General features: G+C 42.9%; 19 protein-coding genes, 1 other RNA gene and 1 pseudogene. 10 read left to right on the forward strand and 11 right to left on the reverse strand.

The features are described from left to right. Window positions 1-30: 30 nt before the first annotated feature. Genes tssC through JMX70_RS09490 form a run of 4 tightly spaced genes read right to left on the reverse strand, consistent with a single transcriptional unit; the run spans window position 31 to window position 3,342 of the window. Window positions 31-1,512 (reverse strand): type VI secretion system contractile sheath large subunit, encoded by a 1,482-nt coding sequence (gene tssC / locus JMX70_RS09475; protein ID WP_200662665.1) that lies wholly within the window; start codon window positions 1,510-1,512, stop codon window positions 31-33. Window positions 1,513-1,515: 3 nt separating this feature from the next. Then, entirely contained in the window at window positions 1,516-2,025 is a 510-nt protein-coding gene (tssB, locus tag JMX70_RS09480) for a type VI secretion system contractile sheath small subunit (protein WP_201591585.1), read from the reverse strand. Window positions 2,026-2,084: 59 nt separating this feature from the next. Then, the gene (locus JMX70_RS09485) at window positions 2,085-2,849 is read right to left on the reverse strand and encodes a tetratricopeptide repeat protein (protein WP_201591588.1); all 765 of its coding nucleotides are present in this window, start codon (window positions 2,847-2,849) and stop codon (window positions 2,085-2,087) included. Window positions 2,850-2,871: 22 nt separating this feature from the next. Beyond that, window positions 2,872-3,342 (reverse strand): hypothetical protein, encoded by a 471-nt coding sequence (locus JMX70_RS09490; RefSeq protein WP_200662662.1) that lies wholly within the window; start codon window positions 3,340-3,342, stop codon window positions 2,872-2,874. A gap of 223 nt (window positions 3,343-3,565) precedes the next feature. On the opposite strand from JMX70_RS09490, the gene JMX70_RS09495 reads away from it, so the two are divergent. Genes JMX70_RS09495 through JMX70_RS09510 form a run of 4 tightly spaced genes read left to right on the forward strand, consistent with a single transcriptional unit; the run spans window position 3,566 to window position 9,983 of the window. After that, entirely contained in the window at window positions 3,566-6,481 is a 2,916-nt protein-coding gene (locus tag JMX70_RS09495) for a contractile injection system protein, VgrG/Pvc8 family (RefSeq protein WP_201591591.1), read from the forward strand. Beyond that, window positions 6,462-7,010, forward strand: coding sequence for a hypothetical protein (locus JMX70_RS09500; RefSeq protein ID WP_201591593.1), 549 nt, complete (start codon window positions 6,462-6,464; stop codon window positions 7,008-7,010). Before JMX70_RS09495 ends, JMX70_RS09500 begins: the two co-directional genes overlap by 20 nt. Continuing rightward, window positions 7,007-9,349, forward strand: a complete 2,343-nt coding sequence (locus tag JMX70_RS09505; protein WP_201591595.1) for a glucosaminidase domain-containing protein — start codon at window positions 7,007-7,009, stop codon at window positions 9,347-9,349. The genes JMX70_RS09500 and JMX70_RS09505 overlap by 4 nt, the downstream gene beginning before the upstream one ends. Then, window positions 9,306-9,983, forward strand: coding sequence for a hypothetical protein (locus JMX70_RS09510; protein WP_201591597.1), 678 nt, complete (start codon window positions 9,306-9,308; stop codon window positions 9,981-9,983). Before JMX70_RS09505 ends, JMX70_RS09510 begins: the two co-directional genes overlap by 44 nt. A 157-nt stretch (window positions 9,984-10,140) precedes the next feature. Here JMX70_RS09510 and ssrA read toward each other — a convergent pair. The 4 genes from ssrA to prmB all read right to left on the reverse strand — a co-directional run bounded on the left by ssrA (window position 10,141) and on the right by prmB (window position 13,795). Next, window positions 10,141-10,499: a transfer-messenger RNA gene (gene ssrA / locus JMX70_RS09515) on the reverse strand. Between the two features lie 85 nt (window positions 10,500-10,584). Then, window positions 10,585-11,256, reverse strand: a complete 672-nt coding sequence (locus JMX70_RS09520; RefSeq protein ID WP_201591599.1) for an alpha/beta hydrolase — start codon at window positions 11,254-11,256, stop codon at window positions 10,585-10,587. A gap of 190 nt (window positions 11,257-11,446) precedes the next feature. Further along, window positions 11,447-12,550 (reverse strand): chorismate synthase, encoded by a 1,104-nt coding sequence (aroC, locus tag JMX70_RS09525; protein ID WP_201591601.1) that lies wholly within the window; start codon window positions 12,548-12,550, stop codon window positions 11,447-11,449. 72 nt (window positions 12,551-12,622) lie between these two features. Next, window positions 12,623-13,795: a 50S ribosomal protein L3 N(5)-glutamine methyltransferase gene (gene prmB, locus JMX70_RS09530; protein ID WP_201591603.1), complete on the reverse strand. Its 1,173-nt coding sequence runs from the start codon at window positions 13,793-13,795 to the stop codon at window positions 12,623-12,625. Window positions 13,796-14,366: 571 nt separating this feature from the next. Here prmB and JMX70_RS09535 point away from each other — a divergent pair. Continuing rightward, window positions 14,367-15,623, forward strand: a complete 1,257-nt coding sequence (locus JMX70_RS09535) for a L,D-transpeptidase family protein (protein WP_406947875.1) — start codon at window positions 14,367-14,369, stop codon at window positions 15,621-15,623. A 208-nt stretch (window positions 15,624-15,831) separates the two neighbouring features. Here JMX70_RS09535 and JMX70_RS09540 read toward each other — a convergent pair whose 3' ends face one another. Further along, a complete protein-coding gene (locus JMX70_RS09540; protein WP_068404450.1) occupies window positions 15,832-16,041 on the reverse strand; it encodes a hypothetical protein in 210 nt (69 codons plus the stop codon). A gap of 355 nt (window positions 16,042-16,396) precedes the next feature. On the opposite strand from JMX70_RS09540, the gene JMX70_RS09545 reads away from it, so the two are divergent. The 5 genes and pseudogenes from JMX70_RS09545 (at window position 16,397) to JMX70_RS09565 (ending at window position 23,669) form a co-directional block, all read left to right on the forward strand. Continuing rightward, complete coding sequence (locus JMX70_RS09545; RefSeq protein ID WP_201591609.1) at window positions 16,397-18,133, forward strand: TIGR00341 family protein; 1,737 nt, start codon at window positions 16,397-16,399, stop codon at window positions 18,131-18,133. 188 nt (window positions 18,134-18,321) lie between these two features. Next, on the forward strand, window positions 18,322-20,994 hold the full coding sequence (gene alaS / locus JMX70_RS09550) for an alanine--tRNA ligase (RefSeq protein ID WP_201591611.1): 2,673 nt from the start codon (window positions 18,322-18,324) through the stop codon (window positions 20,992-20,994). A 298-nt stretch (window positions 20,995-21,292) separates the two neighbouring features. Beyond that, window positions 21,293-22,579, forward strand: coding sequence for an aspartate kinase (locus tag JMX70_RS09555; RefSeq protein WP_068404454.1), 1,287 nt, complete (start codon window positions 21,293-21,295; stop codon window positions 22,577-22,579). 373 nt (window positions 22,580-22,952) lie between these two features. Continuing rightward, window positions 22,953-23,120, forward strand: a pseudogene (gene csrA, locus JMX70_RS09560) (carbon storage regulator CsrA); the annotation flags it as partial. A gap of 174 nt (window positions 23,121-23,294) precedes the next feature. Beyond that, window positions 23,295-23,669 (forward strand): HopJ type III effector protein, encoded by a 375-nt coding sequence (locus JMX70_RS09565; RefSeq protein ID WP_068404458.1) that lies wholly within the window; start codon window positions 23,295-23,297, stop codon window positions 23,667-23,669. Window positions 23,670-23,827: 158 nt separating this feature from the next. On the opposite strand, the gene JMX70_RS09570 is transcribed toward JMX70_RS09565, so the two are convergent. Both JMX70_RS09570 and JMX70_RS09575 read right to left on the reverse strand, forming a co-directional pair. Then, window positions 23,828-24,139, reverse strand: coding sequence for a YeaC family protein (locus tag JMX70_RS09570; RefSeq protein ID WP_068404460.1), 312 nt, complete (start codon window positions 24,137-24,139; stop codon window positions 23,828-23,830). Between the two features lie 62 nt (window positions 24,140-24,201). After that, window positions 24,202-25,203 carry an NAD(+) kinase gene (locus JMX70_RS09575; RefSeq protein WP_068404461.1) on the reverse strand — a complete coding sequence of 334 codons (1,002 nt, stop codon included), beginning with the start codon at window positions 25,201-25,203 and terminating at the stop codon, window positions 24,202-24,204. Between the last annotated feature and the right edge of the window lie 167 nt (window positions 25,204-25,370).

A 25,370-nucleotide genomic window follows, 5' to 3' on the forward strand; every position in this document is an offset into this window, starting at 1 on the left:
TTAATATTAACGTCGGATTTTAAAAAACGATCAGCTGTTGCTAGACTGCGGCAGTTGAGTAACCAGTCGCAAAGAAACAGACAATTCGTCAAGTTGAAAGTGTGGTCTCAAAAAGACCACGGACTTGTAGACACCAGGCTTACCCGGTACTTCTACAACTTGTACAGAAGCTTCGCGCAGCGGATACTGGGCTTTTGCTTCTTGAGAGGCACCGTCATCTAACAAGACGTAACGTGAAATCCAGTCATTTAAAAACGACTCAACATTACCAGGCGCTAAAAAACTACCAACTTTGTCACGCATCATGGCTTTTAAGTAGTGAGCAATGCGTGAGACCGCCATAATGTACTGCAACTGAGTGGACAACACCGCATTGGCATTGGCATCATCATTCTGATAAGTCTTGGCTTTTTGTACAGACTGCGCACCGAAAAAGGCAGCATAGTTGGTGTTTTTGCAATGCACTAACGGTATAAATCCTAAATCACTTAATTCTTTTTCACGGCGATCGGTAATAGATATCTCCGTTGGGCATTTGAGCGCCAAGTCACCTTCATCGGTTTTAAAGGTATGCACAGGCAAGCCTTCAACCAACCCACCTCCTTCGACACCGCGAATGGCAGCGCACCAGCGATAATCTGAGAAAGCGGAGGTCAGTCTTGACGCGAAAGCATAGGCGGCATTGACCCATAAATAATCATTATGATCATTACCAGAGACTTCCTCAGTGAAGTTAAAACCTTCGACCACTGTGCCATCTTTAGGGTTATAAGGTAGACGGCCTAAAAATCTAGGAACCGTAAGCGCTACATAGCGCGCATCTTCAGACTGCCTAAAAGCACGCCAGCGTATATATTCCGCCGTTTCAAATATCTTTGATAAATCACGAGGGCGGCCAATATCTGTAAAGGACTCAAGCCCAAACATCTCAGCTGAAGCCGCTGATACAAATGGCGCATGCGCAGCAGCTGCTACGTGAGACAGTTGTTCGAGCAAATACATGTCAGCATTTTGGCGCGTAAACTCAAAGTCACCGACAATAGCGGCATACGGTTCGCCACCAAAGCTACCAAATTCTTCTTCATATATCTTTTTGAACAGCGTACTTTGATCAAAGTCGATTGATGACTGGAAATCTTTTGTCAGTTCACGCTTGGTGGTATTGAGCATGCGTATTTTTAGCATGGATTCAGAAGGTGTCTGACTGCATAAATAATGCAGACCACGCCAGCTAGACTCTAGTTTTTGAAATTCAGGCGCGTGCATAACCGTTGTCAATTGCTTCGATATCAGCGCATCAATTTGGGCAATACGAGCATCAATCGATGCTGCCAAATTATCTGATAAAGTTACCGTTCCTTGCATCACCTCATTAGCAAGCTCTGCAATTTGTGACTTGGCACGGTTTTTTTCATCATCGGATTTAGCAATGTTACTTTTACTTACGATGTCTTCGAGTAAGTCATAGCTTTCTTCTATAACATCTGAACCATACTGGGCTTGAGCGCTCATACCTTACTCCCCATCGCTTAGATTTTGTTCGGCCATTTTTCTGACTTGCTCAGTGTTTTTAAGTACATCGTCCAACAAGTCTTCGAGTTTTTCATTGGCCGATATTTTGTTGCGCAAATCAGCCAAGCGATCTCGCGCTTGTACTAGCTGCTTCAATGGCTCAATTTGCGCGGCTACCGCTTCTGGACGAAAGTCATCAATGCGATTGAATGCCAAATCAACGGCAAACTCGCCGCCTTTATCACTCAAGTCATTGCTTACTCGGAACGTCGCACGCGGTGCTAAGCCTGACATCACCTCGTCAAAGGTATCCAAGTCCACTTCGACAAACTTTTTATCCTTTAGACGCGGTTGTTCAAGTACAGAGTCACCAGAGAACTCCCCTAATACTCCCACCACAAAAGGAATCTCTTTCGTCTCTATCGAGTCGCCCACTTCAACGTCATAAGTCAGATGCACCCGAGGCGCACGTACTTTTGCGAGTTTCTTTTGTACACTGTCTTGATTGGCCATATAAGTCACCTAAGCAATTGCTATTCTGGTTTTATCACAACGAATAAAACGCATCTGTTTTAACGTAAGATCTTGAATGGATCGGTGGTACTTGATTTGCCTCTATTAGAGGGCAAGCTTTTGATCGGTTGTTTAGCGGGTGGCACTTTTGGTGCAACTCGTGGTTTCTGTACTACTGTCTTTTTCTTAGCAGTTGTTTTTACTTTTTTCGGTACAGGCGCACGGTAGCGTGAACTTGATGTGTTTTTCATTTGACGCGCTTTCGGTCTTACAATGGGCGCAGGAGGTTTTGGTAAAGACTCATCATAGTTAAAGTTATATATTGAGCCGTATATCTTACTAAGAGCGTTCTGATACTCTTTTATAAAATCCTCGTTTACATCAGTCGCTAAGTAATGCTCTTTGAGCTGATTTTGAGCCACGATAGCACTGCTGTTTAGCAGGATTCTTTTTAAGGTCGGCGTACTATAACCTTTTTCAACAGCTTCACTGGCGGCATAGACAGCATTAGCATGATAACTATTGTTATAGTAAATCTGAGCCAACAGCTCCCACGCTAAGGAATCGGTAGGATTGACAGTAACTCTTCGGTTCAATTCTGCAATCAGCTGATGTAGCGGCTCAGATTTTTCGTCTGCATTTTTGAGTGCCGCATATTGATTGGCAATACTAGATTCCGGCTCTCTTTCTTGAATTGAAAGCTCACTATGGGCGGCACTCATCGCTGAACACATAATAATAAAACCAGCGATAGCCGTTTTTGTCACTTTACTGACATTACCTATCATAAGATTACTCACCGCAGACCAAATTTTTTGATTCATTGACGTACTCTGCTATCCAACTCTACTCATCTGACGTATTTAGTAATGTCGTCAAATTTTCTAAAGTTGTTTTCAGGTCCCTTTTATCACTACTACTCAGCGTCACATCATCTTGATAACTATCAATATTAGTCTCAGTGATTTTGACAGCAGACAACATCGCTAGCTGACGCGCTTCTACCGACTGCACATCAAACTCTAAAGCTTTGCTGGCTGCTCGCAATGAGCGCGCATATTTTTGTGCTTGGTAGTTTTTTTGTGCAATGAGCATCCATTGCGCAGCCGTTAGTTGACTCTCATCACCTACTGCAATGACGTCTGGCAAATAAGACCATGATGGCGGCTGAAGTTTTTTAGCGATCAGCGGCTGTGATGTACTAGGTTGTGATGTTTTTTTGGCACCGATACTACAACCTGTTATTAACACCCCAGTGCTCAACACAATAGACAATAAACTTATAGTAGAAAGCTTAGTAGCATAGATATTATTCATAAGCGAAGTGCCATCAATAAGAACGCAAAAATAAGAAAAAACCAGCAATAAAATTGATAAATTTTAACTAAAGTTTATCTTTTTCATAATTATATTTGAGCTGATTATACAGATACTTGACAATATTTCAATAAACTCTATAATTTTCTTAGCAAATAATTTAGCAGTGCTTACCTTAAGCGACCGGCTGCGTAGTATTTATGCAGTTATCGGAATATCACCTATGCCTCCTAAGACTAATAATACCCACGAAATATCTATAAACAAAGACTTTGGAGATGCACCTACTTTTAGTTTGATCGCCTTCTCATGGTCAAGTGCTATTAATGAGACATTACCCAATCAGTTACTGGCTTATAGCTACACCTTTATAAATTCAAACGAATGTTTATCTCTATTAAATACATCTGTTTGCTTGTCTAGTTTCTTGCCTGATTCAGGCATAACCTACCGTACAGGTGTTATTCAGGCAATTCACTATCAGCACTCCGATGGTAGCTTGCATTTTTATACGTTAGATATTGTCACGCCTGATTGGCAATTGACCCAATCAATATATAGTCGTACATTCATACAGCAGTCTACGCTTAGTATTATCACTAGCATTCTTACGGATTATGACTTTGATTGGCAGGTTTCTGATGCGCTATTGGCCTCAGAGCGCTTGCACGCTTCGCTTCCGATGCGCACTCAATTTAACCTGAGTGACTGGGACTTTATAAAAGGTATATTGACGGATATTGGGGCTTTTGCCCTCTGGCAACCGGGTGATTCGGTAGACAATCTCGGTACTTGGTATTTGACCAGTCGCTTAGATGAGCTTGAGCAGTCAGGGATGCACTATCGTTATGCCCAGTCTTCTGTTCAATCAGGACAAGATACAATTAATACGCTACAAATGAGTGTCAAACAGTTAGGTAATGCTACTGTTCAGGTAAAAGCTGATGGATTGGAGGCGGATATTATTTATGAAGGTCAAGCTTCTGATGAGTCGCCCTTAGCATTAGAGGACAGCACTGTATTATTTGGCTCGCCCTCTCGTATTAATAGCGATGAAGCAGCAGCGCAGCTCGCGGCTCAATGGGTTGCTGCTAATAATTGTCAGCGCGAAACTTACCGAGCTACGGGTACTATGCAAGGAGTTTATACGGGATCTCTGGTGAATATCAGTCACTTACCTGCGATAGGTGGTCTGTCTGCTTATTGTTTAGAATCCCATGTGATGGGTATCGAGCCGGACAGTGATAGCGTCTCTTATAACCATCGCACTTTTATTCAAGATTGGCTACGTAAGGTTACCCAGCATCGTTTAAACAGTATTCCTGAGCACGGTTATGAGATTTTATTTGAAACTGGCATGTGGGCATCTGCAACCCTTTTACGTGTGACCATCCCTTACACCCCTTATCCCAGCAGCTTATCGTTAGTAAGCAATAGCTATACAGGTCTCACCCAAGCACGGACTGGTGACGCAAGCTTATCCGCCTCTCCTAGCTATGACTCTAGTGTCAGCACTGACAATGGTTTACAGCAAACTATCACCACGCCCGTCTGGTCAGGCATCAGCCCTCATGATGACGGTACTACCCCGCCATTACGTTCATTACAACTGTCATCGGGTGCGTCACATGGTTGGCAGTTTGCGCCAAGACTTAGACAATCGGTGCTCCTTAACTATTGGTATGCTGATATGGACAGCCCTGTTATTACCCGCTCTATTTATGACGGTATCGGTATGGGCGATGTCGATGACAAAGACATCACTTGTTTGAATGCAGGGCGGTCTAATCGCCATAATTTAAAAAACGGCGCTTCACCTAGATGGCATGGTGGTGGTTTGGGTCATTCACAAATTCAAGAGGATGATAATCACAGTGGTTGGATATCCGGTATTGCTCAATATGGGCTGACGTCTGACTCTGAGGTGAACCTAAGTTTCGATGACACGCCTAATAAAGTTGGTCTACAGTGGACCGTCAATACTGGCGCACGTGCCAATGCTGAGACGCCAACTATTACAGATCAAGCGACCTTTGCCCCTGACGAGCATGTATTAGAATTGGGCGTACTACGTCATCGCTTTAGCAATCATCAATCAACAGACAGTGGCCAAGGGATTAATCTAGCCACCGACCATGGTTTGCAAATCACTGGCGACACAGGCGTACTGCTTTCCACCTTTGGTGTCAGACATAGTCAAAGCGAGCACGAGTCTGCTTGGATCAATGATGCAGGACAACGCCAGTTAAAAATGGGGACTGAGCTAAGTGAGACTTTCAAAGAAGCTAAGCAAGCACACTTGCAGACTACGGCAGCACTTAGCGATACCAACCAAACGATAGAAGTCTTTAGAACCAGTGCGCAAGTGATCGACGAGACGCTAAATACGGAAGTGCTTGGCGCACCTGATGTATTGCTAGTCAGTAAAGACAGTATCCTCGCATCTGCAAATAATACGCTATGGACGGCAAAGACTATCGTCAGGCAGTCAGGTAGCACGCAGTCGGATGTGGTGGCAGGTAATTATACGCTGACGGCAGATACGATTGACTCCCTCTCTGGGATTGGTGGTCAAGCCGATCTATCAGGCTTACATATCAGCGCCAATACCAAACCTGTAGCCATACAGGCACAAGGTGGTGAGCTGCAATTACACAGTCATCAGTCGATGACGATTGGTAGTGAGTCGGGTCAGGTGAATGTGTCGAGTCCAAAGCGGATTAAGTTTCAGACCAGCGCGGGGGCATCTATTACGATTGATGACAGCGGTATTAAGCTGGTGTGTCCGGGGACGATTAAGGTTAAGGCGGTGAAGAAGAGTCTGGTTGCGGGGGCTAAAGTGAATGCGCCAGTGGTTGCTTTACCGACCTCGGGATTGTTTAGTAAAGCGTTTGATTTAAAAAAGCTTATTCCTCAAGATTTAATAGACCAAGGTATCAGCTATAAGCTTATTAATCACACAAGAGGTACTGAGATTGAAGGTAAGCTTGATGAAGAGGGTCAGACACTAAGGGTGTTTGGTGATGAGGCTGAGAAGGTTGAGTTAGAGCTTGATGCGATTACTGTTAGAGAAATAGATATCAATGATTTAGATCTTGACGAAAATTTTGGGGATGAAGATGAAGATTGCGGTTGCTAAAGTCCAAACATGTTCGGTATCTGTTTTACTGAGTGTTCTATTAACTATGGCTGGATGTAATACTCAACAGTCTGTTAACGGATCAAAATTGGTTAAAGATGAGCCTTTGATTATAAATTCTGATTGTCAATATGAAACTGTGTTTGATGACAGCATACCAGCGCGAGTCAGTTATTTTGATTATACGGGGAAAAAAATTAAGTTTGTACCTGATCCTGATCATTTTTGGCAATCTACTGTTGCAGGCTGCTTTAACACTAATCAAGGCTTAATTATCATCGGATTAGACCGAAATCATCCAGCAGAGTCTGTTGCACAAATGACTTTATCTACTTATTTATATAAAGATAATAAGTTTATTTCAAAGAAATACTTAAATCAAGCTTGGAGCTGCATGCCTGATCATTCAAGGGGTGAGTTTTTAAATAAATTTAACTTAACTATAAATATCAAGTGTAAGGATAAGAAAGAAGGTAATGAAAACATAACTTCATCTTTTGATCAGAAATTTAGTATAGGTCTACTATGAGCTACACTTATGAAGATAAATTGAACTTTATCGTTGATATTTATTGTCCTATTAGAAAAGTATCGTTCGAGACAGGTATGTCATGGAAAACTATGCTGGCTCAAGCGGCACAAGAGACAGGCTGGGGTGAGAAAGTATTGCCTGGTACTAACAATATTTTTAACATCAAGCTTGACAGCAAATGGAAAGGAAAAACTAAGGTTTTTAGAGTATGGGAAGGAAAGAAAAGCAGTGGTAGATATGAAAACTCCAAATTTCCTGTTTTTGATACGCAAGAAGAAGCTATCTATGATAGGGTCGACTTCTTAAAAAGAAATCCTAGATATTCTAAAATATTTAGCAAAGATATATTAGGAAACTTTGAAAAGGAAGTACAAGCTCTTGAAGATGCTGGATATGCTACACATGCAGACGAAAAGACTGGTGAGTTAATTTATGCTGAATTACTCATTGCAGTTTTTGGCCCAACAATGCGAAAAGCCATAGCACGTGCAGAAGAAAAAGCAAGTTGTGTCATTACTGCGGCTGTATTTAAAAAAGGTGTAAGCGGTGAGCTCCTAGCAAACACTAAAGTTCTCATAAAAACTGATCATAATAAATATATCGATAAAAAAACTAACGGCAAAGGTATTATAGAGGGAATAACCTCCAATCTTAATGGTTTAATAAACTTTAATCTTGATAGTAAAGAATTTTCACACTCTGTTGCTAATAAAAGAAAATTGGCAATTGAAGTCAATATTACCAATGATAAATTTGTGACGAAAACAGTCAATCATGTAACTGCTGATAATAAACCAATAGATGAAAGTAAGAGTACTACAACTAATAATAGTGAATCATCTACTGCTGATTCAAAAAATTCTAATAATGTGACTTTCAACATAAAACTAGTAGAAGCAGACACAGGCAAACCCCTACCTAACACAACCTATCATCTTGAGTATAAAAACAACATCAAAACCCATAAAACCGACAGCTCAGGTATCGAATCTGGCATAACAGCTGATGTTAGCCAATCTATCAGCGTCTACCTTGATGATGACGGTGGCAAGAAACAATCTATTTATAGCATGGCATTTCCCGTTATAGGTGACCTAAACGGGCAAACCAAAATACTCAAAGTTCCTGTGGTAACCCTACAACTCATATTTGTTGATAAAAACAAAAAGCCTGTCCCTAACTATGAGTTCAAAACAGTCTATCGCGGTCGCATCTCTGAGATTAAAAAAGCCAATGCTAGAGGCATAGCCACTGTCAAAGCGCTAGCGGGTCAGAAACTAAAAATCATTCATGTAGCAGTAAATAAATTTACCAGTAATATCGTCACTGATGGGTCAACTAAATGGACATACAATACTGACAAGCTGATAGGAGATCCTAGCAACTCTCCTAGCTCTACTAGTAATGTAGCTACCAGTACACCCTCCTCCTCGCAAAAACCGGATAATACGAAGCCAATCGCTACTGACAAAGGTAACATTATACGTAATGACAAAATCACGCCAAAAGGCCCAACACATGAAATTAAAACAGATAAAGCAAAAATTACTATTAAATTTCTAGATGAAGATACAAATCAGCCTTTGTCAGGATTAACCTATTGGACTCAATCAACTAAATACGGTAAGAATGCTTCTACTACTGGTAGTGATGGTACAAGAGGCCGTACGCATGATTCAGATGTGGGTGTTAGCATTGCAGTATTAGTCAATGAGAATGGGAAGGAAGTTAAAAAAGGTACTATTATAGCTACTAGTGACAAGAACGGTACTGCTTATGTTTATAAGGCTAAGAAGCCTAAGTTAGATCCAAGTGGCGCACATTGGCATAGTAGGTTTAAAGCAAGTACAAGCTTAGATGATTTATCAGAACCGTTTAAGTCCAATGCTAAGAAATTTATTAGTGCATTGAAAGCTGCTAACATTTCAGTCCGTATTTCTACTACATATCGTCCTGATGCAAGATCTTATCTAATGTATTATTCAACTAATATAAAACGAGGCAAAATTAGCCCAGAGAAAGTTCCTCCATGGCCTGGTGTTAATATTGATTGGACTCATGGTGGAAATGAAAGTAAAGCTGTTGAAGCGGCTAGAGCTATGCATGCTTCTTATGGAATTGGAGATAATCCTGTTGGAAAACCGTCTAATTCTAACCACAACGTAGGCCTTGCAGTAGATATGACAATCACTAATTATTCAGGTAAGACAATTAGTTTAAATGGTAAAAATCATAAGTTAAATGGATTTAATGATTTAGTTGCTGCGGGGAAAAAAGTATCAGTTATTTGGTATGGCAGCAATGACAAACCTCATTGGTCACAAACTGGAAGATAGAATGAAACTTAAATATATAGTAGTTAAATTAGTGTTACTGAGTCTAATAATAGGTTGCACACAACTAGAAGAAGCAAATGAGGATGTCACTGAATTATCAAAAGAAATAAGTGAAGATATCATTGTACCAAAAGATAGTAAAAGCTATGTAAGTGGCGGGAGCTATAACACTATAGGGATAGAACAAGACAATAAGACTCTTGCTTGCATTAAATACTCTACAACAATAAAAAAAGGGGTACTTATAGACTTAGACTCATCAGAAATACCAACCATTAAAATTCAAAGTATCGAAGTTAATCCAGATCAAATAAAATTATGTAATGAATATTTTAATAGTCAAGAATACACGCATACAGCAATATCCTCTGAAGCCTTTCAATATACGACAAACGGCTATATATTTGATGAGAATGATATTAAATTTCTTATTGAAAACGGTAAAATTATTGGATTAGATCTTAATGCTGACAATAAGTCTGATTATTTAAATACTTGTTCAAGCATAGAGTCTGAACATTTAAGTGTTTGGGAAGATGAGCTAAAAAAAGCCAGATTAGCTTATGCATCTCGACATATAGATGCAGATCTTCTTGAAACGTGTGGCAATATTGATTATCCCGAAAGCCATTAGTTTCTTATAAACCATCCTAAATTAGCTGACTATTATAAACTACTCTAGAGCATAGCTATTGTGTAAACTAGAGACTGGCAATTTATAAATCTTAGACATTCTATCAAAATCAAACCAAAAAAATCCGACCACATCAAGTGATCGGATTTTTAGTATTTGGTGGAGATGGCGGGAGTTGAACCCGCGTCCGCCAGCATTACGCTCATGAATCTACATGTTTAGTTTCTGTCTTTAGTTTTAATCCGCACCGATCCGACAGTCAGGATGGATTGGACGATTCTCTACTTTTGAACCCAAGCGATTGAGACAATCACTTGTGGCGAGCCTACATGCGGACGCTTCAACTTAGTTAACCAACTGTAGGTGATCAGCAACCAAGTAAGCAGGGTTTAAGCTGCTAGAGCGTAAGTTTCGTCGTTTGCGACTATAACAATATATGTTTGATTAACGAGAGGACATACGCTCTCGACATGCATCATTGAGTTTCATCACCAGCGTCGAAGCCAGAACATCCCCAATAAGACTGACTATTATATAGTACCTGCCTATCGGTTTTCAACCTAAACGCCTTCTGTATTACATTAAGTTACAGCTCAATTGTCTAAGCCAAAACTTTATTTATCCATTGGCCAATATTTTGAATCTGCGGCATACAAACTTGATGTGCCATCGGGTAGGTATGGTAAACGACACTATAGCCTTTCTCCGATAACAAATTTTGTGCTTGTTCGCCTAGAACCACAGGCACCACAGGGTCATGCGTACCGTGTTCAATCAATATCGGCATGTCTTTGTTAGCGGCGCTATAGCTGATATGGTCATTGGTCGCTAGATACGTAGACAACGCCATCAGCCCTGCCAAGCGCTGTGGATAGCCAAGCGCCACATGATATGCCACTGCCCCACCCTGCGAAAATCCTGCAATGACAATATGCTCAGGCTTAACACCGCGCTCGATTTCACGAGCAATCAAGTCATGAATTTGCTGAGAAGATTCTTCGATTTGAGCAATGTCGACTTTACGTTCAAGGCTCATCTCTAAGATGTCATACCATGCGGGCATGACCATACCACCATTCACCGTCACTGGACGATTAGGTGCATGCGGAAAGATAAAACGTACTGCCATGTCATCCGCAAGACCTAACTGTGGAACAACTGGCTCAAAGTCATGACCGCTAGCACCCAAGCCATGCAGCCAAATGACGGCTCGGTCAATCACTTTGTTTTTAGGATTGTGTTCAACAATAACAGCATCTAAATAGTTACTCATGTTTTTAAGTTCCTTTAACTGATAAATAAAATCAGATTTGTTTGTTTGATTAAGCAAGACATACCGTATTTAAATGAGAGTTTATAACTTACCTACTTAACTTTTTAAGCATGCATAAAAAAACCCTCTAACGTATCTAATAGAACAGCAGTAGATGCGACAAAGGGCAAATAAATAGATGGCAGAAAATCTAAGTAATCGATTGGACTGGTTGCTTAATATCGGCATTTTGACCACGATGACGCAGATAGTGATCAAGCAATACAATCGCCAGCATCGCTTCAGCAATGGGGGTCGCGCGTACACCTACGCAAGGGTCATGACGACCTTTAGTCAGCATCTCAATTGCTTCACCCTCTGTATTGATACTCTTGCCAGCCGTGGTAATACTAGAAGTTGGTTTCAGAGCAATACTAACGCGGATATCTTGGCCTGATGAGATACCACCCAAGATACCACCTGCATGATTGGCGGTAAAACCATCAGGGGTCATCTCATCACGTGAGCGATGACCAAACTGTCCAGCTACCGCCATACCATCACCGACCTCTACGCCTTTGACGGCATTGATACTCATCATCGCATGGGCAATATCGGCATCTAAGCGGTCAAATACTGGCTCGCCCAATCCGACGGGCACGCCGCTTGCGATAATCTCTAACCTCGCACCACAACTCGTACCTTCACGGCGCAAGCTATCTATCAAGACTTCAAAGCGGCTGACTGCATCGGCGTCTGCACAAAAAAACGGATTGCTATTGACAAAATCCCAGTCGATTTGACTTGGGTCTAGCACTTGACTGTATTCCGAGCCAATTTGGGTAACATGTCCGCGTACTTGCACGCCTAAGCGCTCATGCAAGTATTTCTTAGCGATAGCACCTGCCGCCACCCGCATGGCCGTTTCACGGGCTGATGAACGACCGCCGCCGCGATAATCGCGAAAGCCGTATTTCATACTATAGGTATAGTCGGCATGACCGGGGCGAAAAGTGTCTTTTATTTCACTATAATCTTTTGATTTTTGATTGGTGTTACGAATTAAAAGCCCAATCGAGGTGCCCGTGGTCTTACCTTCAAAGACGCCAGAGATAATCTCGACTTCATCAGACTCACGGCGCTGGGTCGAGTATTTAGACGTCCCAGGTTTACGGCGATCCAAATCTATCTGCAAATCTGCTTCGCATAATTCTAAACCTGGCGGTACGCCATCGACGATAGCCATCAGGCCTGCACCATGCGACTCACCGCACGTCGTTACGGTGAAAACCTGTCCAATACTATTGCCAGCCATATTTATCCTTAAACAAATGAAGTCGATTTTTTAATTGCTGTTTTTTAATTTAGCGTCAGTGTCAATTTTACTTTATTGATTACCATCCAATAATTGCACATAAGCGGCGAATAATTGACGATGAGTCATAAGCTCGTCATAGGTAATAGCAAAAATACCATGACCACCGTGAGCGAATTTCAACCAATCAAATTGGATTTCAGGATACGCTTGCTTTAACGCCCATTCACTATCGCCGACTTCACAGACCAGCAAGCCTTCAGGGCTCAGATAATCTGGCGCTTCAAACAAGATACGATGTACCAAATCCAGTCCGTCCTGACCGGCAGCGAGCGCATGTTCTGGCTCATATAAAAACTCTGGTGGCAAATCGGCCATAATCGCGGCATCGACATACGGAGGATTGGTAACGATTAGCTCATATTGATGCTCAGCAGGAATCTTGGCAAATAAGTCAGACTCAATCACATTAACTTGATGACCTAAGTCATGATGATCGACATTGACCATCGCAACTTCTAGCGCTCCTTTATCAATATCAACCGCATCGACTAAGGCATCAACAAAGCGGGTGGCAAGCGCAATAGCGATACAACCAGAACCGGTACATAAATCCAAAATACGCTCAGGCTGCGCCAACTGCTTAATCTCTAAACCATGGTCAAAGAAGGCGGCAGCTTGATTGTTCATGCTCATACCAAGCGGCTTTGCCAACTCATTAACATCGAAGTACGGATGGAACTGCTGACGAATCAGCTCGGCGATTGGTGAGCGTGGAATTAGGACGCGCTCATCGACATAAAAAGGCAGGTCGCAGAAATACGATAAATTAATGAGATAACTTAGCGGCTTACGCTCAGCGATACGCTCTTCTAATAAGCCCAGTACCTGCTGCTTCTCTGAAGTGGTTAAACGGCAATCGAGAATCTGATCATTGGCTGCCCAATCTAAGGACAGCGTGTGCAACACAATCGCCGACGCTTCGGCAAATTCATCCGTCGTCCCTTGAGCGACGACCACGTCATAGTTGCGCAGCTGCGTGACCGCAAAACGAATAAAATCACGAATGCTGACCAGTTGCTCACGCGCTTCTGCAAGCTCGGCACGCAGATTGGCAAACTCATCATCTTCACCAAGCAGACCTGACTCCAAATCGTAGGTCATCTCATCCTCTAAGCCTTGCGACTCATCAGCAAAGTACTGATTTTGAAACTCTTCTGCGCTCATGGTTTGGTCTTCTGACATATCACACCTTACTGATTGCACGCGTATCGACGACATGCGGATGGGTTAAATCGCTGACTTTTAACAGCCGATTTATTAAATAAAAACTTGTCATACATTATAGACGTAAACCTTGCGCTGCGCCAATGACTGTGTTTTTTAGCGCAAAAAGCTACCGCAAATAAATAAGGCAACTTTTATGATAGGTAAATGTATCATTAACCTCTTATCACTCTAGCATTTAACGATAAAGCAAATAAACAAGACCCTAACCAAATGTGAATGCTGTTTGATAACTAGCATGACTAAATTATTTCCCAACTGTAGTGAATACGTCAACTGTTGACGTTTAGCAAGCCCTAAACGAAAAAAGATGTGTCAAAAGTTTGCGAAGCGTCCAAATTATGCGCATAATAGCCGCATTAGTTATAACCATAAGTAAGCCAATATGATGAAAATAAAGCCCCTTATCACCGCTATATCTATTGCGATTGTTAGTGCCAGTGTCAGCGCTGTTGCTGTACCTGCCGACAATACGCGCACTCTACCAGTACGTAAAGCTGACTCAATGCCTACTATTGCTCAGCCTAGTATGGCGAAAAAAGTCAGTCTTAACGTGCAAGAAAACCGCAGCAGTTCACTCGATAGTCGTGCGCCTGTCGTAGCCACGCCTGCTTTAAAGCCTAAATCGCCTGATCGTATGACGCAGCTGATTGATGAAAAACAGGAAGCTAACGAAGACGACAATGACGCGCAACAAGCAGATGAGCAACAAAGCGTCAGCGCTGACAATATGAGCGTCGAAGAGCTAGCGCGTAAAGATGTACAGTCTGATAGCACCGATGACATCAGTGATGGCCAAGCTGTTGCCGCTCCTAGTGCAGCAGTAGCAAATAACCGCCCAGCCGATACTTCTATCAAAAGTATCGAAGATGTCGATGGTAAAAAATATACCACGCTAAACCTGTCTAATTACGCCAAACAAGTCAACGGTGCCACTTGGACACCGAACATGAAGGTCAACTCCGCAATGACCATCAAAATGCAAGCGTTATTGGATTGGAATCACGCTTCACCGGGCGCTATCGATGGCGGCTGGGGTATGAACAGTAAAAAAGCACTGATTAACTTCCAAACCATGAAAGGCTTGCCTGCGACTGGTAAAATGGATCAAAAAACGTGGGACGCTTTGAATAAAAACATCCCAGCCAATAAGCCAGTGCTAGTGACTTATACCATCACCGAAGATGATGTGAAAACCAACTTTGCTACTACGCCTGCTGGTGCAGAAGCCAAATCGAAAATGAAAGGCTTGTATTATCAGGACATCAAAGAGATGTTAGGTGAGCGCTTCCATATGGATGTGCGCTATTTAGACAAGTTAAATAAAAACAAACAGTATAAAGCTGGCGAAACCATCACCGTTTTAAATACGCGCGATCCACTCAAACAGCGGATTAATCGCGTCGTTGCCAATAAAGCCGACAAAACCCTTTATGCTTATAACGGTGATAAACTGGTCGCCACTTATCCAACAACAGTCGGAAGTGATGCGACACCTTCACCGCAAGGCACGTTTAAAATCATTAATAAAGTAAAAATGCCGTGGTATAAAGCGACCGTTGGTAAAGGGTCAGACAAACAAGTACATATGCTACCACCAGGTCCAAACAGCCCTGTCGGTGTGGTATGGATGGGCTTGTCTAAGCCATCTTATGGTCTACACGGTTCACCGAAACCTGAAGGTATCAGCCGCCAAGCATCCGCTGGTTGCGTCCGTTTGACCAACTGGGATGTGTTAGAGGTATATGCCAATATCGAAAATGGCGCCACCGTTGAGCTAAAATAGTTGTTATTAATGAAAACGCATAACCACGCCTTATAAGCAATAAAAAAACAGCTCCTTTTTAGGGGCTGTTTTTTATTTTATATAAATTCTAAAGCTAAGCTGCCTTTCTTTATTTTTAATTTTTATGGTGGCGGGCTTTTGAAACTGCTAGCTTTTGAAATAGCCAGCTTTTGAAATGGCTTAGTCTTAAATTCGTAGCTTTGTAGCCCTAAGCCTTATGACCTTCCTTACCCGTGATACTTCCCACTTTTTTGGTAAAAAATAAGGCAGCTGGAATGGATACAATGATACCTGCGGCAACCGCCATTTGGATGTGCGGGATTTGGTTAAATCCTGTGACCAAAGCAGCAATCATTAATACACCGACGGTCACGGTTGCAGCTATTGAATAGATGACAGAAAATAGTGGCCAGTTCATGATTTATTCCTCATTTTTTGTGTGGGTATAATACCTTTATACACCAAATCCACACAAATAGTAAGCCTTTTCTTATAGACCCACAGCCCATTTATAGCAAGTGATTCATATTAAAAGCCATATTATAATTATTGATTTGTACTTGGCATTTTTCTCTTGAAAATATAGCTAAACTATCCGCTTATCTGTCTTTTATCTCCCTCTATTTAGGCACAAGAAATTTACACGCTATTGGACATTTATCATTACAATAGTAGACCTTCTGCTTTCTTTAGTTTTAGAGTTCTTGTCGTTCTCTATACTCTGAACTGCCACTTTTATCTTCTAACCTCATTTTTTAATAAAGTTTTCTTCTATGACCTCCTCTCACGCTGACACTTCTAAAGACTCATTACCTATGAATCACCCTAAAAACGATGCTGAGTTTGCAGATGAACGTAATGTTGGCAATATCGACAACGAGGCTGTTATCGAAGAACAGACGCATAGCGAAAATAACAATGAGGAAGAACGAGCAACAGCGTCAAAAGATGCGCAAGTGCCTGAGGCAACCATCAAAATGGAAACGGTGGCACCCGATGTGGTGGTTGCTTCCTTAGAAACGCCGGAAGACGTTGACGACTCTCAACCTGTTGATGAATTTACAAATAATAATTCAGACATTGACTTTACCGATACAGCGGAAGCGTTTTTTCAGGAGAAGGATAAGGATAAAACTGAGGTCAACGCCGCCGCAAATAAAACTATCTCTAATCAAAACCATGCAAAAGACACAGAAACTCAAAAATTAGTAGTTGAAGAAAAACGGCAAGAGAATGTAAAACAAAACCTAAATAGCTTAGATATAGATAACATCAACGATAAAAAAGATAACAAACAAAATAAGCAGGAAGTTAATAAGGCTGAAAACACACGCCAAACCGCTAATAAGGCTTTGGAAGGCGACAACCACGTAAATGCAGATAATATAGAGGATAGCGAAGAAGACGAGGTCAAAGAGAAAAAAGAAGCCAAACTTGAGTCTTATAAGCAGTTTGTCGCCGAGCAATTCAGTAATAAAAAAGTAGACTATCCAGAAGTACGGGTCCGGATTGAGGCCAACGCCCTGCCGAGTAAAATGTATTTTGTGATGAATATCCTCTCGGCTATCATCGCAAGCTATGGTTTGGTGACCAATTCGGCAGCGGTGGTTATCGGCGCGATGCTAGTAGCAATGATGCTCGGTCCTATCACTGGTGTGGCGTTGGCGATTATTGACCACCGTATGCCGCTATTGCGAAAATCACTTATTACGGTATTTCTTGGCATCTCTTTGGTTGTATTGGTCGGTTTCATCGTTGGTTGGCTACATAAAGATCAACCACTTACTGTCGAGATATTATCGCGCACCCAGCCAACTTCGATGGATTTGATGATTGCCTTAGCTGGTGGTACGGCAGGTGCTTATGCCATGGTTTCGCCGCACCTGTCGGTCGCTGTGGTTGGGGTCGCCGTGGCTACGGCTTTGGTGCCACCGCTTGCCGCCAGTGGGATATTATTTGCCAATGGTGAGATGCAAATGGGACTTGGCGCGCTGCTATTGGCCTTGACCAATATTATCGCCATTCAATTTACCAACGCTTTGGTACTATGGCTACTAGGTTTTCGCCGCTTGGTCGATGATGATTATAAATCAAGTACTTATTGGACCTTTTTACGGCGTAATGCGGTGACGTTATTGTTGTTAGGCGTTTTAGGGACCTATTTAACCATCAACCTACAAACCAACGCCAAGCAGCAAGGGTTTGAAAGTAGCGTCAAAGAGACGATTAATAGCTACTTTAGCGACAAGGGTAACGTGCTGACCAATACCCAATTCGATAAAGACACTTCCCATCAAGTCGTGCGCGCGGTGATTCGCGGCGAGACCACCCCTACCTTTTATGACGTCCGCCAAATTGAGGCGATTATTAGCAAAGATATGGCGGAACACTTTCCCGACTATTTACCCATTAAGCTACAGCTACGCTATATGCCCGTGCAGGTGATTGAATCACACCCACTTATTCAAGATAAACTCGATAAAACCGATGTGACCGTTTTAACCAACTGATGTGTTTGACGGTTTAATTTATCCTAGTCACTTAATACAAGCGCTTGCTTAATAAAGAAAATTAAGCCTTATTTCCACTGCGTTTGCTGATGAATCTTCAACACGCTTGGTACGTTTGTGCTAAAATCGCTTGCAAAATTATTTTACTTATTCTATTTAATAAAACCATTCGTCAGTAAGGAGCCGCTGTGAGCCAGCCACATCAAACAGCCGATATTCGTCAAGCTTTTATCGATTTTTTTATAAGCAAGCAGCACACCCCCGTCGCCTCATCGAGCTTGATTCCCTACAATGACCCGACATTGCTATTTACCAATGCCGGTATGAATCAGTTTAAAGAGACCTTTTTGGGTATGGAGCCGCGTGACTATACGCGTGCGGTAAGCTCACAAAAGTGTGTCCGTGCCGGCGGTAAGCACAATGATTTGGATAATGTCGGTTACACGGCGCGCCATCATACGTTTTTTGAGATGCTCGGCAACTTCTCGTTTGGCGATTATTTTAAGCAAGCAGGTATTGCTTATATTTGGGAATTTTTAACTTCCGATGAATGGTTGGCAATTGATAAAGATCGCTTGTATGTGACCATTTATGAAACTGATGATGAAGCCTTTGATATTTGGCATAAAGACATTGGCCTACCTAGTGAGCGCATCATCCGTATTGGTGATAATAAAGGCGCACCGTACGCCTCTGATAACTTTTGGACCATGGGTGATACCGGTCCTTGCGGTCCTTGTACCGAAGTTTTTTATGACCATGGCCCTGATATCGAAGGCGGATTGCCGGGTACGCCAGAAGAAGATGGTGACCGCTATATCGAGATTTGGAACTGCGTCTTTATGCAGTTTAACCGTCAAAAAGACGGTACCATGCTGCCGCTACCTGCGCCGAGCGTCGATACTGGCATGGGGCTTGAGCGTATTAGCGCAATCATGCAGGGCGTCCATGGCAACTATGAAATAGATTTATTTATCCATCTAATGGATGCGGCGGCTAAGATTTTAGGTATTGAAAACGAGCAACAATCCTCATTAAAAGTCATCGCCGACCATATTCGTGCCGTGGCCTTTTTGATTGCTGATGGCGTAACCCCAAGTAACGAAGGGCGTGGTTATGTACTGCGCCGTATCATTCGCCGTGCCGTACGTCATGGCAATAAACTTGGCGCGGACAGTGAATTCTTTTATAAAATGGTCGCGCCTTTGGTTACTGAGATGGGCGACGCCTATCCCGAGCTAAAAGACAAACAAAGCGCGATTGAAAACGCCATTCAAAAAGAAGAAGCCCAATTTGCCAAAACCTTAGCACAAGGGTTACGCTTGCTTGCCAGCGAGCTTGAAGGCTTACAAGACGGCGATACGCTCTCTGGCGAAGCAGCATTTAAACTTTATGATACTTATGGTTTCCCCGTTGATTTGACCGCTGATATCACCCGTGAGCGCGGTATTGTGATTGATGAAGCAGAATTCGATGAGCACATGCAAGCACAGCGTGAACGTGCGCGTGATGCCGGCAAATTCGACGTTGATTATAGTAGTGTCATTCAAGTAGACAACCCAACCACCTTTGTCGGCTACGAACAGCTTGAAGAAGACGGCGTCACTATTCGTGCGCTTTATCAAGACGGCAATCTAGCCGAGAGCTTGGCTGAAGGCATGGAAGGCGTTATTGTCCTTGACCGTACCCCATTTTATGCTGAAGGCGGTGGTCAGGTTGGCGAGCTGGGTGAGATTCGCACAGCGACAGGTGTTTTTGAAGTGCAAGACACCAAAAAATCTGGCCAAGCCATTATCCATTATGGTGTGGTCACTATGGGCGAAATTAACGCTCAGCAAACGGCTGATGCACAAGTATTATCAAGCATTCGTGCGGCGAGTGCCAAAAACCACTCGGCGACGCATTTATTGCATGCGGCATTAAGAGAAGTACTGGGCGATGCAGTCACACAAAAAGGCTCATTAGTCTCAAGCGAAGTATTACGTTTTGACTTTTCTTATGACAAACCGGTTAGCGCTGCTGAAATCAGCCGTATCGAACGTCTTGTCAATGAGCAAATTCAAGCCAACACCCCTGCTCGTATCGAGCATATGTCTATCGATGAAGCGATGAAACAAGGTGCGATGGCGTTATTCGGCGAAAAATATGGTAATGACGTCCGTGTCTTGACCATGGGTACCGACAGTATCGTTGATGGTCAGCGTAAGCCGTTTTCTATTGAGCTGTGCGGCGGTCTTCACGTACAGCGTACTGGCGATATTGGGGTATTAAAAATCACCAGTGAATCAGGTATTGCTGCGGGTATTCGCCGTATTGAAGCGGTCACTGGGATGAATGCCATTAAAAACATGCAGCAAAGCGAGCAGCAACTGAGCGAGCTTGCAGCTCAGCTAAAAGTCAAACGTCCAGAAGTTGCACAGCGTGTGCGCACCATGGCAGATAAGCAGCGTGATTTGGAAAAACAACTAGAACGCTTAGAGCAAAAAATTGCTAGCGCCCAAGCGGCAAACTTGCTTGATGACGTGCAGACCATCGCTGGTACATCGGTACTTATTAGCACCTTAAGCGGTGTTGATGGCAAATCGATCCGTACCCTAACAGACGATGTAAAATCAAAACTGCCGTACAGCGTGATTGTGTTAATTGGTGATAAAGACGAGCAGCTGGCACTGGCGGCAAGCGTTGATAAATCGCTAACCGATCGCGTCAAAGCGGGCGACATTATTCGTCATTTGGCAAGCGAGCTTGGTGGTAAAGGCGGCGGTAAGCCTGATTATGCCCAAGGTGGTGCGCCAAAATCTGCCAATACCAATGCCGTTATCAGTGCACTAAGCGCTTGGGTTGCAGAAAAGCTGGCGTAAATAGTAGGAATATAGGGGATTGGTTATAACGGTTATAACCAATCGCCATATATCTAATTCTTGCTAGCACTTAAAGTTATACGGCTAATATGGTATAAAGTAGCACGCTTAACGACTGTCAGCATATCAAGTGTATGAGTATAAACAGTAAAACAGCAGAGCAAATAAAGGGCGCAATTTTTATAATTCGGCTTTATCGTTATTAAAATGAATCTTGCACTGTCATGGCAGACCGCGCCATGATGGATTGATGTCGACAAGTAACAGATGGCCATTGGTGAATAATAGGTAGATTTTTATGGCGTTAATAGTACAAAAATACGGCGGCACCTCGATGGGCAGTATCGACCGCATCAAAAATGTCGCCAAACGAGTCAAACGTTGGCATGACAACGGTCATCAAGTGATCGTAGTTGTGTCTGCCATGAGCGGTGAAACCAACCGTTTGATTGATTTAGCACGCCAAATCAGCAGCCAACCTGATCCACGCGAATACGACCAAATGGTCTCAACGGGCGAACAGGTTTCTATCTCTTTACTGGCGATGGCGATTAAAGAGCTCGGTATTGGTGCCCGTTCATTCACCGGTCGTCAAGTTGCTATTAAAACCGATAGTGCCCACACCAAAGCGCGTATCGAAAGCATCGATGATAAAAACATCCGTGAGCAACTAGATGCGGGCAACATTGTCATCGTGGCAGGTTTCCAAGGTATCGATGAAGAAGGTAACGCCACAACCTTAGGTCGCGGCGGCTCGGATACCACAGGTGTTGCCATTGCCGCAGCCTTGGGCGCTGATGAATGCCAAATCTATACCGATGTCGATGGCGTTTATACCACCGACCCACGCGTGACCTCAAAAGCCAAAAAACTTGAAAAGATTACCTTTGAAGAAATGCTTGAAATGGCAAGCCTTGGCTCTAAGATTTTACAGATTCGCTCAGTAGAGTTTGCTGGCAAATACGGCGTACCTCTGCGCGTATTATCTAGCTTTGATGAAAACAACGATGGTAGCTTCGACCAAGATTTTCAAGACAATGTCGGCACCCTAATTACGATAGACGAAGGAGACAACATGGAACAAGCAATCATCTCAGGTATCGCTTTTAATCGCGACGAAGCAAAGATCGTCGTGCGCGGTGTGCCCGATCATCCTGGTATCGCCTCTGCCATCCTAAGCCCTATCGGTCGCGCCAATATCGAAATCGATATGATCGTTCAAAACCTATCAACCAATGGCACTACTGACTTTACCTTTACTGTCAACCGTACAGACATGGATAAAACCATGAAAGTGCTAGAAAACGAAGTCAAAGATGAGATTGGTGCCAAAGAAATATTGGCCAACAACGAAGTAGTAAAAGTGTCATTGGTTGGTGTTGGTATGCGCTCGCATGCAGGTGTTGCCAGCCTTATGTTCCAGACTTTGGCTGAAAACAACATCAATATCCAAATGATATCGACCAGTGAAATCAAAGTCTCTGTGCTTATTCAAGAGCAGCATTTAGAAAAAGCCGTGAAATCATTGCATACCGCCTTTGGTCTTGACCGCGAAGACGGCGACAGCACAATCGCTGGGTTATAATATTTAAAAGCTATATATTAAATCACTGTAAGATACTTCTGGTTTAATAATGATGGGTTAAGTAGCGATTATTTTTTAGTAAAATTTCGATTAAATAGAGTCTTTTTAGGCTCTATTTTCTTTTATTACTATTGCTCAGGTAAGTATATACCTAATAGTTTTGTGAAAATCCGTGACAGTATCTGTTATGCCCCCTATAATGGGGCTTTCATTTGGGCTAAATGAATTTATCTATCATTACCGCTATGAGTACTAGGTGACGCAGAGTTTTTATAATGACTACTCTGCCTATTTAGTACTAGAGTAATGTCCTGTAATTGAGACGCAATCTGATGAGTAATAATCTGTTGATGCGACATAAGGAGTGTGACGCATGTTAATTTTGACACGCCGCGTGGGCGAAACGCTAATGATTGGCGATGAAGTCAGTGTGACTGTCCTAGGCGTTAAAGGCAATCAAGTACGAATCGGCGTCAATGCGCCAAAAGATATAGCGGTACACCGTGAAGAGATTTATCAGCGTATTCAGCATGAACGCACGGTACAATCGCAAATGCAACATCTTGAGCAAGGCAGCTTTGCACCTTCATTCGATGATGAAGACTATTTTAACCGCTAAGTTGATCGCTTGTTCGTTAACTAACTATCAATAATTATTGGGCATAAATTAAGCACCCTATTTTTGCTTTCTAATCTGCTCTGAGGTCATGTATTTATGAGTATCCGTCAATCAGATGTATCGGCTCTACTTAATGGTTTGAATAAAAAAGCCATTGGATTCAATGATGTCATCAGCTTTATTGATGATTTTTATCGTTATGCGCCAGCGCCTTTTGTTAATGGTATGCTGCACAATGCAGCGGGCGAAAACGAAGGCAGCGCCAAAATTTTTGGTTTTGCTAAGCACCATGGTCTAAATCAATTGGACACGCTAAAGTTGTTCGGTGAGCATTACGCCAAGGTACAAGCAACGCCAAAGGGTACCGACCATGCCAATATCCGCAATTTTTTACATTGGGGCTGGCAAGGATTTTTGATGGAAAAAAATCCATTAACGCCGCGTCCAAGTGTTGATACTAGCGCGCTGTAGTTTTCTATTTTTGCTAACTATCTATTTTAAAAGTATTAAAAAAGCCACGCTATACAATTAGCGTGGCTTTTTTCTGTTTACTGCTTTCAATTTAGTGCTTTTGACTTAATGCTGCTTAGCCGCTTACTTGTCTCAATTAACTGCGATAAAGCTGCTGCTTATTTATTATGAAATTTAACAGGTTGTACTGCCCCTTTAGGATTGGGCATGTTGGGATAATGATGCTCGTGCTCGACATCACATTCCGCGCCCACGACAGAGCCATCGTCTCGCACAGGTTTATGAATATAACCGGTACGCTCGGCTGGCGGCAGATGCTCATGCTCCCATACCATCACCGCTTGCATACAAGTTTCGCGCTGCTCAGGCGTCAGCTTACGACCATCCGGCCATTTACCCAGCTCAATGGCTTGGCGAAACTTTTCTACCACTTCTGGTGTGACACTTGCTAATATCGTTTGTTTATCCATCGTACCTACTCTCCACGACTATTTTATAATCCAGTACTGTTTTGAGAAATCTAGCACTGCATTTATTCTTCTATAATATCATCATCGATATCCATACTGAATTCTTCGGCATGGACGTTCCAGTGTAATTTGGTGCGGCAGGCTTCATAAAAATCAAACCCTGGCGGATGAAGCAAGGTCAGCTTATCAGGATGTTTGCGAATATACAGACGCTGCTCTTGGTCGAGCGCGATACTCGGCTTGCCGTCGGCGCTAACTTGTGGCTGGGTGCGGTTATCTTCATGAATACGAATACAAATCTCGCTGGTGCCACTCACTACAATCGGGCGACTGGACAAGGTATGCGGATGCATCGGCACCAAACAAATGGCATCCATACTCGGATGAATAATCGGACCACCGCCAGAGAGCGCATAAGCAGTGGAACCCGTCGGTGTCGCCACAATAAGTCCATCGCTATGCTGACGATAGACATCGTGCCCGTCAATTTTCATCTGAAAATCAATCATGTGCACCGATTTACCCGCATGCAGCACTACATCGTTGAGCGCCATATCTTCATGAATGATTTTTCGCCCTTCACGAATCTCCATGGTCAGCAAAAACCTGTGGTCTAATTGATAATCGCCCATCAATACTTGGCGTAGTTTAAAGGCCGCTTCATTGGGTTTCACATCGGCCAAAAACCCCAAACGACCACGGTTGACTCCTAGAACTGGCACCCGATAGCGCGCCAATGCTTCGGCGGCATGCAATATCGAACCATCGCCGCCTACTACGATGACTAAATCGCAAATCTCACCAATCAAGCTGCGTTTGACGATTTTAACTTTTTCAATTTCAGTGAGGTTCAAAGTAGGCAAATTGGCCGTCTGCACATCCATAATCAATGTCAGATTCATCTCATTGATGGTATTGGCAATCTGTACCAAACTTTGGGTCACGCTGCGTTTTCCGGCGCGGCCCATCAAACCAATGCGCCTAAACGCTGGGTTTTTGATGGCATGAAACAGCTCTGATTCATGTAAGTGCGGCAATCGGGCGGACTGCGCTGAGTTTTCCATAAAACGACTCGGCATAACGATAAAATACAGTGCAATGATAACGAGAAATCAGCGCTTAGACTAGCATGTTTATGAAGTTTCGTTGTTAACTGTCGTAATTGGTCCCATATATCCTCTATCATACGCCACTTTTAGGCGTATTTGCTTCGCTACGCCTAATCGCTTTA

The organism is Psychrobacter pulmonis, from assembly GCF_904846465.1.
GTDB classification, from domain to species: domain Bacteria; phylum Pseudomonadota; class Gammaproteobacteria; order Pseudomonadales; family Moraxellaceae; genus Psychrobacter; species Psychrobacter faecalis.

Coding starts and splice junctions, on each gene's coding strand:
- tssC (WP_200662665.1), bottom strand. CDS start 1,512: ATGAGCGCTCAAGCCCAGTATGGTTCAGATGTTATAGAAGAAAGCTAT.
- tssB (WP_201591585.1), bottom strand. CDS start 2,025: ATGGCCAATCAAGACAGTGTACAAAAGAAACTCGCAAAAGTACGTGCG.
- JMX70_RS09485 (WP_201591588.1), bottom strand. CDS start 2,849: ATGAATCAAAAAATTTGGTCTGCGGTGAGTAATCTTATGATAGGTAAT.
- JMX70_RS09490 (WP_200662662.1), bottom strand. CDS start 3,342: ATGAATAATATCTATGCTACTAAGCTTTCTACTATAAGTTTATTGTCT.
- JMX70_RS09495 (WP_201591591.1), top strand. CDS start 3,566: ATGCCTCCTAAGACTAATAATACCCACGAAATATCTATAAACAAAGAC.
- JMX70_RS09500 (WP_201591593.1), top strand. CDS start 6,462: ATGAAGATTGCGGTTGCTAAAGTCCAAACATGTTCGGTATCTGTTTTA.
- JMX70_RS09505 (WP_201591595.1), top strand. CDS start 7,007: ATGAGCTACACTTATGAAGATAAATTGAACTTTATCGTTGATATTTAT.
- JMX70_RS09510 (WP_201591597.1), top strand. CDS start 9,306: ATGGCAGCAATGACAAACCTCATTGGTCACAAACTGGAAGATAGAATG.
- JMX70_RS09520 (WP_201591599.1), bottom strand. CDS start 11,256: ATGAGTAACTATTTAGATGCTGTTATTGTTGAACACAATCCTAAAAAC.
- aroC (WP_201591601.1), bottom strand. CDS start 12,550: ATGGCTGGCAATAGTATTGGACAGGTTTTCACCGTAACGACGTGCGGT.
- prmB (WP_201591603.1), bottom strand. CDS start 13,795: ATGTCAGAAGACCAAACCATGAGCGCAGAAGAGTTTCAAAATCAGTAC.
- JMX70_RS09535 (WP_406947875.1), top strand. CDS start 14,367: ATGGCGAAAAAAGTCAGTCTTAACGTGCAAGAAAACCGCAGCAGTTCA.
- JMX70_RS09540 (WP_068404450.1), bottom strand. CDS start 16,041: ATGAACTGGCCACTATTTTCTGTCATCTATTCAATAGCTGCAACCGTG.
- JMX70_RS09545 (WP_201591609.1), top strand. CDS start 16,397: ATGACCTCCTCTCACGCTGACACTTCTAAAGACTCATTACCTATGAAT.
- JMX70_RS09555 (WP_068404454.1), top strand. CDS start 21,293: ATGGCGTTAATAGTACAAAAATACGGCGGCACCTCGATGGGCAGTATC.
- JMX70_RS09565 (WP_068404458.1), top strand. CDS start 23,295: ATGAGTATCCGTCAATCAGATGTATCGGCTCTACTTAATGGTTTGAAT.
- JMX70_RS09570 (WP_068404460.1), bottom strand. CDS start 24,139: ATGGATAAACAAACGATATTAGCAAGTGTCACACCAGAAGTGGTAGAA.
- JMX70_RS09575 (WP_068404461.1), bottom strand. CDS start 25,203: ATGGAAAACTCAGCGCAGTCCGCCCGATTGCCGCACTTACATGAATCA.